Here is a 10,746-nt window from a genome sequence, read left to right on the forward strand (position 1 = left end):
ATGAAAAAGTTTCTGATTATGTCATTCGCCGCACTGGCTGCCGTTTTCCAGTCGTGCGAGAACCACGACGACCTGTGGGACGCCATCGACGATCTGAACGGGCGCGTCGAGGCGATGGAGACCCAAGTGAAGGCGCTCAACGACAACATCGCCGCGCTGCAACGGCTCTACTCCGGAGCCACGATCAAGGACGTTGCCAAGCAGGGCGACAAGTGGCTCATCACGCTGAGCGACGGCCAGCAGATTACCCTTACGGAGGGCAGCGTGGCCGAGGCGATCGTGCCGATCATGGGCATCACCGACGACGGCTACTGGCAGTACTCGACCGACGGCGGTACGACCTGGACGCGGCTCGACGTGAAGGCCGCCGCCACCGACGGCAAGACCCCGCAGTTCCGTGTGGACGAGGCGACCGGCTACTGGCAGGTGAGCTACGACAACGTGAAGTGGGACAACGTAACCGACAAGTCGGGACAGCCCGTCAAGGCGGTCGGCGAGGGGCAGGTGACCGACGAGTTCTTCGCCGACGTCAAGGTCGAGGACGGCATGTTCTGCATCACGCTGAAGGACCCCGCTGCCACGCAGCTTCGCATCCCCATCCTGAGCGACTTCTTCTGCCGCATCGTGCTGCCCGCCGCAGGCGTGCAGGCGTTCGCCGCCGGTGAGACCAAGAGTTTTGCGGTCGAGATTCGCGGCGTGGAGAGCGATCAGACGAGCGTCTCGGCGCCCGACGGCTGGTCGGCCCGCCTGACCGAACCCGCCGACGAGAAGGCCGAGCTGATCGTCACGGCCCCCGCAGCCGCTGCGAAGAGCACGCGCGCCGTGGCCGACAATTCGAAGGATGTTTCGATCCTCTGCATCGTGGGCGGCTACGCCTCGATCACCAAGATGCAGGTCGAGGTGAGCGCCCCGGCCGACGCGCCGACCGTGACGGTCGCCAATTCGGCGACGGTCGCTCCCACGGCCTCCGCGCTGACCTTCGACGTGACCGCAACCGACGCCGACGGCTGGAAGTACATCTGCCAGCAGGCGTCGCTGGCGGCTCCCGATGCGGATAAGATCATGGCCGACGGGACCGCAGGCTCGGGCACAGGCGTCACGGTCGAGGGGCTGGAAGCTGCCACCGAATACGCCATCTACGTCGTCGCCTATGCCGGCGAGGTGAAGAGCGAGGTGCAGAGCGCCCGCAACACCACCGCCGCGCTTCCCGTGATTGCGGCCGACTACTATCAGGATTACCTCGACGGCAAGACCATCCAGATCGGTACGCTCGCGGTCAACAAGGAGCTTTATCCGACGGCGCAGATGCTCAAACCCAGTGAACTGACCGTCGACCATCTGCAGGCCGGCGGGCTGATCTTCTTCGACAACTCCGACGAAAAGAACCTCACGCAGACGCTCGCCGTGGCCAACGTCAACTTAGGCCGCGACGCAGATATCGTTCTTATTGGCCGCTATCCCGACAAGAAGCAGGTCTCGCTGTCCATCCCCGAGATGCGCTGCAACAACCATGTGGCTATCAAAAACATTCGGCTGATCGGCGTGACGACCAACACGTTCGTCACTTCCAACGCGAAGAAGAATCCCGACCTGCTGCTGGTCGACTGCACGCTCGAGATCAACCGTTACTTCCTCTACGACAACAACAGCAATTACAGTTTCGACCACGTCCTGATCGACAATTCGGTGGTCAAGTATCCGGCCGGAATGACCAACCAGCCGCTCATCTACGGCATCACGACCACCGCCAAAGCGGGCGGCTATACGCAGCGGAGCATCAAGGTGACCAACAGCATCCTCTACTGCGAGCAGCCGCTGCAGGCGCATATCGTCAACGTCGGCAACACGGCGCAGTACAATGCCACCGATCTGGTGATCGAGGTGACGGGCAACACGTTCTACAACATCTACCAGCCCAACGTGCTGATCCGCGCCGGCGTGGCCAAGGGGCTGATAGCGACCGGGAACGTGGGCTATGTCGACTATCAGTCGCTGACGGTCAACCCGACCTACCTGGCGTGCGTCTACTTCGCCTCGGCCGATGCGGGCGTTTCGTCCGTGGCGGACAACTACTTCTACTCGGTCGGCAAGGCCGCCGCGACCAAGGACAAGCTGCCCTGGGTGCTCCTGCACAGCAACAACAAGGTCTCTTTCACGGGCGAGAGCACGATCGTCGACGGCGACGAAACCCCGTCGGGCTATCCCTTCACGTCGGCAGATGCCGCCGCGGCCTACTTCCCGATCGACCGGTCGGTGGTGACCAACGGCGCAGGCGCCGACTACACCACCAAGAAGTGGGAGCGCTGAGCCGCTTTTGCGGAACGAAAAACCCGGCACGTCGTAGCGTGCCGGGTTTTTTCTGTTCGGGGCGGAGCGCCGCCTCAGGGAGCATCTACCGGATGCAGCTCGTCAGCAGCTTCATGCCGTCCTTGTCGGGCGTCAGAACGAGCGATTGTGCCGAAGCCGGTACGAGCACGGTTTCGCCCCGACGCACGGGCAGCGCCGCGCCGCTGTCGTCGGTGAGCGTGCCGCTCCCGGCGACGCAGATCACGATCAGGAACGAATCGAGCGACGCGAGGTCCAAAGTCCGCCCGGCGGTCAGCTCGTAGAGCGTGGTGGTGAAGTAGGGGCACGACACCAGCTCCACGGGACGGTCCTTCGCCCGTTCGTACTGCGTCCGGTAGTCGGGAAGCACGGTGTAGTCGATGGCTCCCTTCGCCTGCTCGGTGTGCAGTTCGCGCGTGTTGCCCTGCGCATCGCGGCGGTTGAAGTCGTAGATGCGGTAGGTGATGTCGGAGGTCTGCTGAATCTCGGCGATGAACGCCCCCGCGCCGATCGAGTGCACGCGGCCCGCGGGCAGGAAGAAGACGTCGCCCGGGTGGATTTCGTACTCTTTCAGGATGTCGGTGATCGTGTTGTCGGCGACGCTGGCCTCGTACTCGGCAGGAGTCACCTGCCTGGCGAATCCCGAACGCAGGCGGGCGCCTTCGTCCGCATCCACGACGAACCACATTTCGGTCTTGCCCTTCGAGCGGTGACGCTCCCACGCCAGTTCGTCATTGGGGTGGACCTGGATCGAGAGGTCCTGCCGGGCGTCGATGAACTTGACGAGCAGCGGAAATTCGCGGCCGAAACGTTCGTAGTTGGCTTTGCCCAGCAGCGCGGCGCCGTGGCGGTCGATCAGTTCGGGCAGTGTCGTACCCGCTTCGGGTCCCCCGGCCACCACCGATTCGTTGCCCCTGACGCCCGAAAGCTCCCAGCTCTCGCCGACGCTCGACTGCGCCGAGGCGATCCCCTTGAAAGGGACGATCTTTTCGCCGCCCCAGAGGATCGATTTGAGGATCGGTTCGAATTTATACATCTCTATTCGTTTTTAGTGTCCAACTGGCTCAGGGCGAAGGCGTAGGCGCCGACCGAAATGGCCCGGCTCGCACCCAGCTTCGAGACGAGGATGCCGATGCGCTTCTGGGGGTCGTAGTCAACCGTGCGGTCCGTACCGTAAACCTTCAGCGCGCGCCGTTCGCCCCGGGCGAATGCGGCGAATTCGGCTTCGTCGTCCAGGTCGTAGACCTTCATCTGCACGCGGTCCAGCTCGTTGCCGCCTATCTGGCGCATCTTCGAGCGCAGCTCGCGCAGGATCGCCGGCATGAACCATTTGCGGGCGCCCGTGATGCCGCCGCCGATGACGATCAGTCCGTCGATGAGCGTCACGGCCGTCGCCATCGCGTCGCCGGCCACCTCGCCCATCTCGGCGAACGCCCGACGGGCGGCCTCGGCGTCGCCCGGACGCTTGCCGTCGGCGATGTCGCAAATGTCTTTGGGTTCCAGCCCGTGATCCGGATTGTTCGTCAGCTCGCCGTAGACGCGCTTCACGGCCCGGATGGCCGCGCCGTCCTCGACGATGATGTCGGGCATCTTCTTGTGCTTGAGGCAGAAGGTCTCCACGCAGGAGTTGTCGCCGCGGTTGAGTTCGCCGTTGACCACGATGCCGATGCCCAGACCCGTGCCGAACGTGTAGCCGACCAGGTTGCGATAGCGCTTCGGGCTGCCTGCGGCCTCGAGCCGGGCATTCACCTCGGGCAGCGCGCCGCCCAGCGCCTCGCCGTAGGCGAACAGGTCGCCGTCGTTGTTGATGAAGACCGGAATGCCGAACGTCGCTTCGAGGTAGGGCCCCAGCGCAACGCCCTCGCGGAACGAGGGGAAGTTAGGCAGGAAGCCGCCGATGATGCCGCGGGGGTAGTCGGCCGGGCCGGGAAAGGCGAACGAGATGGCTGCGGGTTTCTCTTTCAGGCGGTCGATCACCTGCCGGAATCCCGTCGTCATCGTGGCGAGGCACTTGTCCAGATCGGCCGCATTCGACGGCATGGTGATGGGATCGACGATGAATCGGTTGCCCTGCATGGCCCCGAACACGAGGTTCGTGCCGCCGGCGTCGAGCGTGATGACCACCCGTTTGTCGTTGTCGTACATAATGGAGGTTTTAGGGGTTTTTCAAGTCGGTGCGGTCCGTTTCCGGACCGTCGCACAAATATACGAAGAATTCCAGAATTTCGGTAAAATCGGACGGAATAACCGGTTGGACCGGACCCGTTTGTGGCTGCTGCATGGTTCTTGCTGACGAGCCGTATCGTTTCTAATCGCTTCCGCCATGCCTTCGTTAGCCGCCGTTTCGACCATCGACTTTCCCCACAAAATCTCCCAGCAGGCCGTCCGAGAGTTCTCCCGGGAGGTCTTCGCGCCCTCGTTTCCCGAGATCGGGCGCTTGCTTCCGGTTTTCGACAATACCCAAATCGTCTCCCGCAATCTCTGCATGCCCCTCGAATACTACCTGCAAACGCATACGTTCGGGGAGCAGAACCGCGACTTTATCCGTCTTGCGCTCGACTATTCGGTCGAGGCGGCCGAAGCGTGTCTCGCATCGGCCGGAATCGCACCCCATGCCGTCACCGATGTTGTGGTCGTTACCACCACCGGGCTGGCGACGCCGAGCCTCGACGCGCTGCTGATTAATCGCATGCGCCTGAATCCGCGTGCGAACCGGATGTCCGTGTTCGGACTGGGGTGTGCTGGGGGCGTGTCGGGCTTTGCCAAAGCCTCGGCGCTTGCGAAAGCCGATCCGAAGGCGGCCGTCCTGCTGGTTGTCGCCGAGCTGTGTTCGCTGACCTTTCTGCGGAACGATTTCCGCAAAAGCAACTTCATCGGCTCGAGCCTCTTTGCCGACGGCATCGCCGCCTGCCTGATTCTCGGGGACGAGCACGAAGCGGCCCGCCGGAAAAGCGTCCGGTTCGTCGGCTCCCGGAGCCGGCTCTACTACGATACGTTGGACATTATGGGGTGGGACTTCACGGATCAGGGCTTCAAAGTGCTCTTTTCACCCGGGATTCCGGCGCTGATCGCCGCGCACGTACGCGAGGATACGACCCGCTTTCTGGCGGAATACAGCCTGTCGCTGTCGGACATCGGGTATTACATCTTTCATCCGGGCGGCAGGAAAGTGCTGGAAGCCTATCAGGAGGCGCTCCGCGCCGAAGGCGACTTCCTGCGCACGACGCGCGAAGTGATGCGCGATTACGGCAATATGTCGAGCGCGTCCGTGCTGTATGTGCTCAAGCGGTTCTTCGACGGCGGGGCGACGGGCTTTGGGCTGATAATGGCGATGGGACCCGGATTTTCCAGCGAGATGGTGTTGTTGGACATGAACCGGAAATGAGATGGCTTTCGCCGCTTTCATCCTCTTTCTCGTGCTTCTCCGGCTGGGGGAGCTTCTGCTGGCCCGCCGCAACGAGCGGTGGCTGCTGCGCCACGGGGCCGTGGAGTACGGGCGGGAGCACTACCCGTATATCGTCTCGCTGCACGTGCTCTTTTTCCTGTCGCTGATCGTGGAGTACCTCTTCGACCCGGCGGAATCGTTCAGCGTTCCGCTGCTCGTGCTTTATCTTTTGGTGCTTGCGTTCAAGGCGTGGGCGGTCTTTTCGCTGGGTAAATACTGGAATACGAAGATCTACCGGGTTCCCGGTAGTCAGCTGGTGCGAAAGGGTCCCTACCGCTTCATGAAGCACCCCAACTACGTGGCCGTCGCAGCCGAAATAGCGCTTATCCCGCTGATCTTCCACCTCTACGTAACCGCTGTCGTCTTCACATTGCTCAATGCGGCGATGCTGTCGGTGAGGATCCGGGAGGAGAATCGGGCGCTGGCCGCCCAATAGAAAACAAAAAGCGGGAATCGTATGATTCCCGCTTTCAGTACCCCCTCAGGGGCTCGAACCCTGGACCCCAACATTAAGAGTGTCGTGCTCTACCAACTGAGCTAAAGAGGCGTTTGCGGATGCAAAGGTAGCTATAAATTTTATTTTTCCAAAAAAACGAAGAAATTTTTTCGTTTTTTTCTGTTACGATCCGCTGCAAAATCTATTCCAGCGTCAACGGGTCGCTGTTCCACTCGCCGCCGGCATCGGGGTAGATAAAGGGCCGCTCGTCGCCGAATCGTTTCATATTCAGGTAACTTTCATAGAGGTTGATGCCGTTGGCAGACTCTTCGGCCAGCGAAAAGGCGATTACCGACGGATGCCGTTTCGAAGTGTGGTAGCTGTCCTCGGCCCGCTCGATAAAGGCGCCCTGCCAGGTGGGATCGTTCGAGGGGTTACCGCCCTTGCGGCGCGACGGACCGCTGTTGCACGTGTCGACGGGAGCCTGCGCGATGACGTAAAGGCCCTGCATGTCGCAGAAGTCATACAATCCCGGCCGGACGGCTCCCGGCAGCAGTTTGAGCGTATTGTAACCCTGCTCGCGGAGCACGGCGATCTCCTCCTCGCCGATTTGCGGCGACACCTCCCGCACGCGCAGTGCGACGGGCTGTCCGTTGACGGCCATCCGTCCCTCGTTCATCTCGATCGTGCGGAAACCCACGGGCAGCTCCAGATACTCCGCGTAGCGTCCTTCGTGGCGCGTTTTCAGACGGAGGGTGTAGCGGGTCGGAAGCTCGGCGCTCCAGAGCTGGTGCAGCGGGATGCGGGCCAGAAAACGCAGGGTGTCCTCGCGGCGCATGTCGAGCGTAATGTCCTTGAATCCGCTTGCAGTCTGCTCGCCCGCGGGGTTCAGCAGCTCATAGTAGATGCGCGAGGTGCGCGGGTTGAGGGCGCTGCTCTTGACGACGATGCCGATCTCGGCCGTCGCGTCCTCGGCATCACCGCCGCGCCACGTGCGGACCAGCACGTCGCGTATGCGCAGCGTCGGCTGGCTCATGACCCACGCCTGCCCGATGGCCGGTGCGGGCGATGATTTCCAGCTTTCGAGCGGTGCGACCGGCGAGGGTGATGAGACGACGATCTCGAGCGTGTTGCGCCCCTCGCGGACGAATTGGGTGAGGTTGAATTCGGCGGGCAGGTTGCCGTCGCTGTTGTAAGCCACCTCGCGGCCGTTTACGCGGACGGCGTAGTCGGCCGATGCCGAGCCGAGGCGGAAGAGTACCTGCCGGTTGGCCCAGGCGAACGGCACGGTGAACGGAGCGGTGAAGACGTTCCCGCGGCGGGTCCACTCCGAAAGCCGCGTGAAGTAGCGGTTGTCGCCGCCGTCGCGGGCCGTGGCCGCTTGCTGCGTGGGATAGGCGAGCACCTCGCCGCGGGGCAGTTCCCGGTTGCGGGAGGGCTGGTAAGGCTGGGCGCGAAGACCCAGAAGCGAAAAAAGCGCTATGATCGAAAAGATACTCCGCATAAGTTCGTATATTTGCCGCTAAAGTTACTCATTTTTTCCGACACTGCCATGACCCCGCTTCCCAAACTCAATTTTCCTGCCATCCGCCTGCGGGCCCGCGACCGGGCGGGGCAGGTCGAGGTGTGGGACGAACTGCGGGGAATCTATCTGCTCCTCACGCCCGAAGAGTGGGTGAGGCAGCACTTGATCGCCTTCCTTGCCTCGCATTGCGGCGCGCAGCGCGGACGCATCGTCGAGGAGTACGCCGTCGCGCTCAACGGACAGTCGCAGCGCGCCGACGTGGTGGTCGTGGACGGGCGCGCCGAACCGCTGCTGCTGGCCGAGTGCAAGGCCCCGACAGTCGCCGTCTCGGAGAAGACCTTTGCGCAGGCCGTGCGCTACAATTCGGTGCTCGGGGCGCGCTACGTCTTGCTGACCAACGGATTGAAGCACTACTGCTGGGAACGCCGCGACGGGGAGTACGTCCGGATGAACGGATTCCCCGATCTGTCCCGCGGCTGAACCGCGGCTGCTCCTCTCGGTCCCGGGCCGGACGCTGTTTCTGTCGCAGAACGCATGCCGTCCGCTCCTGCCGTCCGCTCCTGTCGCCCACTCCTGTCGTCCGCACTTGTCGCCCGATCCCGCCTTACGACGCTGACCCCGGCTCCAGATTCTTGAATTTCCGGTCGATGTAGTGCTGGAAAGTTTCCTTGTAAAGTTCTCCGATGGGGACATACTCCGTGTCGCTGAGGTAGACGCGCCCCTTGACGTAAGCCTTGATATAGTCGAGGTTGACGATGTAGGAGCGGTGCACGCGCATGAACTTGTCGGCGGGCAGCGCCGTCTCCATGTTCTTGAGCCGGAACAGGGTGGTGATGGTCGAATTGTCCGCCAGGTGCATGCGCACGTACTCGCCCTCGCTCTCGATGTAGACGATGTTGCCGATCCTTACCAGCGAGACCTTGTAGTCGGCCTTCACCGAGATATATTCGCGGTTCTCGGGCACGGCCTCCGGCAGCTGCTCCGGCGTTGCGGGGCGCTGGTTGTGGCGCAGCTCGTGGAGCGAATTGGCCTTGGCTGCCGAACGGCTGAAATCGGCGAAACTGAACGGTTTGAGCAGGTAGTCCACCGCATCGAGCTTGAACCCCTCGACGGCGTATTCCGAGTAGGCGGTGGTGAAGATCACCATCGGCTTGCTGATGAGCGTGCGGACGAACTCCACGCCGCTCAGGTCGGGCATGTTGATGTCCACGAAGATCAGGTCCACCTCCTGCCGGGCGAGCAGCTGCTGCGCGTCGATGGCGTTGTTGAACGTGGCCACAAGCTCCAGATAGGGGATCTTTGCGATATATCCGGTCAGTTGGCGCAGAGCCAGCGGCTCGTCGTCGATGGCGATACATTTAAGCATGGAGCGTCGGTATTGTGAGTTTAACGATATATTGGTCGGCCTCCTCGCGGATGTCGAGCGAATAGTTCTTCTGTCCGTAAATCAGCGCCAGCCGCTTGCGAACGTTTTCCAGCCCGATGCCCGCCCGGTGGCGGCCGTCGCGGGGCGTGTGGCGGCTGTTGCTGATCGTGGCGGAGACCATCCCGTCGGCATACTCGATCCGCAGGTGGATGAACGACGGGCGGCTGTAACTCACCCCGTGTTTGAAGGCGTTTTCCACGAAGACGATCAGCAGCAGCGGCGGAATCGACACCAGCTCCGAGAGGTCTTCAGGCGATTCGACCCGAATATCCACCGCGTCGGTGTAGCGGATACGCATCAGCTCGATATAGTTTTTGAGGAACTGGATGTCGCGGTTGAGCGAGATGATCTCGTGGCCCGATTCGTAGAGCACGTAACGCATCATCTTCGACAGCTCGATCACGGCGTTCTTGGCATACTCGGTGTCGATGTCGATCAGCGCGTGGATGTTGTTGAGCGTGTTCATGAAGAAGTGCGGGTTGATCTGGTACTTGAGGTAGTCCATCTCGGCCTGCAGGTTCTGCCGCTTCAGCTCGGCCATCTCCTGCTCGTCGCGGATCGACTGGTACATGAGTTTGATACCCGTGTTGGCCCCCGTCATGAAGAAGCCCAGAATCACGTTCCAGTACATTTCCAGATCGGTGAACGACGCCTTGTGCGCCGCGGCGTTTTCCGAGAAGTCGGTCACCAGCGGTTCGACCGAGAGGTGCTGTTCGTAGAAATCCACCAGCCAGAAAACCCCGATGATGAGCGCCAGGTTGCTGGCCAGATAGAGCCAGTAGCGGTGCTTGAGCATGAAGCGCGGGGCGATGACGCTGTTGTGAACGATGAAAATGACGAGGTAGGGGGCGATCTTGCGCCAGGCGATCAGCACGTTTTCGAGGCTGACGTGCAGCTCCGACATCATCTGCGAATTGAGTACCGGAACCAGAATGATGGCCGTCCACACCATCAGATAGAGCAGGTTTTCGCCGATAGCTTGCTTTTTCGTGATTTTCATGCCGTAAATATACGGAAAAAACGTTTCATTCCGGCAGCGTTCGCTGGTTCGGCATAAGGGATGTTCGCTCTTTGCAATTACTAATTGTCAAATCGGGCGGGGAGGACTTCGGGTTGCCGGGGCCGTCCGCACCGAATGTCTAATTTCCTTTACCCAGCCGGGTTGGCAAAACCTTCTGACGAATTAGCAAGTCCTTCCGACATATCTACAAATATTTATTGCTTTATCAGCTTGCAGCCGGCGGAGGCAAACGAAACGAAGTGGAGTGCAGCCCTCCGCACCGGGCGGCTGCGGGCTGCCGGGGCCGCCTGCGGCCCCTCCGACCTCCGGCCTCGTCCCTCTACCGCCCCAGGTATCCCCGGATTGCGTGCAGCGCATCGTACTGCTCGCGCAGCTCCTGCGTCAGCAGGCGATAGCAGTGGGCCATCGGAACGGACAGACAAGCCAAATCATCCTCCGTTAAACCGTAGCGGCGCACAGTAGCGTCGTCGGGCAGGAGGGGATGCCCGTCGAGCAGCGCTTCGCGGCCTTGCAGCAGAAGCATGGCCGGGAATTCGTTCAGCAGCGCTTCGACGGTCAGTTCGTCCCG

General features: G+C 61.7%; 9 protein-coding genes, 1 tRNA gene and 1 pseudogene. 4 read left to right on the forward strand and 7 right to left on the reverse strand.

Annotated elements, in window-relative coordinates:
- Positions 1–2,307 (forward strand): PL29 family lyase N-terminal domain-containing protein, encoded by a 2,307-nt coding sequence (locus ACMO9O_RS06415; RefSeq protein WP_418982948.1) that lies wholly within the window; start codon positions 1–3, stop codon positions 2,305–2,307.
- Between the two features lie 85 nt (positions 2,308–2,392).
- Here ACMO9O_RS06415 and ACMO9O_RS06420 read toward each other — a convergent pair whose 3' ends face one another.
- On the reverse strand, positions 2,393–3,361 hold the full coding sequence (locus ACMO9O_RS06420) for a type I phosphomannose isomerase catalytic subunit (protein ID WP_418982950.1): 969 nt from the start codon (positions 3,359–3,361) through the stop codon (positions 2,393–2,395).
- 2 nt (positions 3,362–3,363) lie between these two features.
- Complete coding sequence (locus ACMO9O_RS06425) at positions 3,364–4,470, reverse strand: ROK family protein (RefSeq protein WP_418982952.1); 1,107 nt, start codon at positions 4,468–4,470, stop codon at positions 3,364–3,366.
- Positions 4,471–4,648: 178 nt separating this feature from the next.
- On the opposite strand from ACMO9O_RS06425, the gene ACMO9O_RS06430 reads away from it, so the two are divergent.
- Together ACMO9O_RS06430 and ACMO9O_RS06435 are read left to right on the forward strand one after the other, a co-directional pair.
- Entirely contained in the window at positions 4,649–5,710 is a 1,062-nt protein-coding gene (locus tag ACMO9O_RS06430) for a type III polyketide synthase (RefSeq protein ID WP_418982953.1), read from the forward strand.
- A gap of 1 nt (position 5,711) precedes the next feature.
- On the forward strand, positions 5,712–6,206 hold the full coding sequence (locus ACMO9O_RS06435; RefSeq protein ID WP_418982955.1) for an isoprenylcysteine carboxyl methyltransferase family protein: 495 nt from the start codon (positions 5,712–5,714) through the stop codon (positions 6,204–6,206).
- A 38-nt stretch (positions 6,207–6,244) separates the two neighbouring features.
- Here ACMO9O_RS06435 and ACMO9O_RS06440 read toward each other — a convergent pair.
- Positions 6,245–6,317: transfer RNA gene (locus tag ACMO9O_RS06440), tRNA-Lys, on the reverse strand.
- A gap of 91 nt (positions 6,318–6,408) precedes the next feature.
- Entirely contained in the window at positions 6,409–7,710 is a 1,302-nt protein-coding gene (locus ACMO9O_RS06445) for a glycoside hydrolase family 2 TIM barrel-domain containing protein (protein WP_418982956.1), read from the reverse strand.
- Positions 7,711–7,758: 48 nt separating this feature from the next.
- On the opposite strand from ACMO9O_RS06445, the gene ACMO9O_RS06450 reads away from it, so the two are divergent.
- A complete protein-coding gene (locus ACMO9O_RS06450; protein ID WP_418982957.1) occupies positions 7,759–8,211 on the forward strand; it encodes a type I restriction enzyme HsdR N-terminal domain-containing protein in 453 nt (150 codons plus the stop codon).
- 124 nt (positions 8,212–8,335) lie between these two features.
- On the opposite strand, the gene ACMO9O_RS06455 is transcribed toward ACMO9O_RS06450, so the two are convergent.
- The 3 genes and pseudogenes from ACMO9O_RS06455 to ACMO9O_RS06465 all read right to left on the reverse strand — a co-directional run.
- A complete protein-coding gene (locus ACMO9O_RS06455) occupies positions 8,336–9,097 on the reverse strand; it encodes a LytR/AlgR family response regulator transcription factor (protein WP_418982958.1) in 762 nt (253 codons plus the stop codon).
- A complete protein-coding gene (locus tag ACMO9O_RS06460) occupies positions 9,090–10,157 on the reverse strand; it encodes a sensor histidine kinase (protein ID WP_418982960.1) in 1,068 nt (355 codons plus the stop codon). The genes ACMO9O_RS06455 and ACMO9O_RS06460 overlap by 8 nt, the downstream gene beginning before the upstream one ends.
- 340 nt (positions 10,158–10,497) lie before the next feature.
- A pseudogene (locus tag ACMO9O_RS06465) lies at positions 10,498–10,746 on the reverse strand (hypothetical protein); the annotation flags it as partial.

Origin of the sequence: Alistipes sp., from assembly GCF_048465635.1 — a bacterium.
GTDB lineage: Bacteria > Bacteroidota > Bacteroidia > Bacteroidales > Rikenellaceae > Alistipes.

Coding starts and splice junctions, on each gene's coding strand:
- ACMO9O_RS06435 (WP_418982955.1), top strand. CDS start 5,712: ATGGCTTTCGCCGCTTTCATCCTCTTTCTCGTGCTTCTCCGGCTGGGG.
- ACMO9O_RS06425 (WP_418982952.1), bottom strand. CDS start 4,470: ATGTACGACAACGACAAACGGGTGGTCATCACGCTCGACGCCGGCGGC.
- ACMO9O_RS06420 (WP_418982950.1), bottom strand. CDS start 3,361: ATGTATAAATTCGAACCGATCCTCAAATCGATCCTCTGGGGCGGCGAA.
- ACMO9O_RS06415 (WP_418982948.1), top strand. CDS start 1: ATGAAAAAGTTTCTGATTATGTCATTCGCCGCACTGGCTGCCGTTTTC.
- ACMO9O_RS06430 (WP_418982953.1), top strand. CDS start 4,649: ATGCCTTCGTTAGCCGCCGTTTCGACCATCGACTTTCCCCACAAAATC.
- ACMO9O_RS06450 (WP_418982957.1), top strand. CDS start 7,759: ATGACCCCGCTTCCCAAACTCAATTTTCCTGCCATCCGCCTGCGGGCC.
- ACMO9O_RS06445 (WP_418982956.1), bottom strand. CDS start 7,710: ATGCGGAGTATCTTTTCGATCATAGCGCTTTTTTCGCTTCTGGGTCTT.
- ACMO9O_RS06455 (WP_418982958.1), bottom strand. CDS start 9,097: ATGCTTAAATGTATCGCCATCGACGACGAGCCGCTGGCTCTGCGCCAA.
- ACMO9O_RS06460 (WP_418982960.1), bottom strand. CDS start 10,157: ATGAAAATCACGAAAAAGCAAGCTATCGGCGAAAACCTGCTCTATCTG.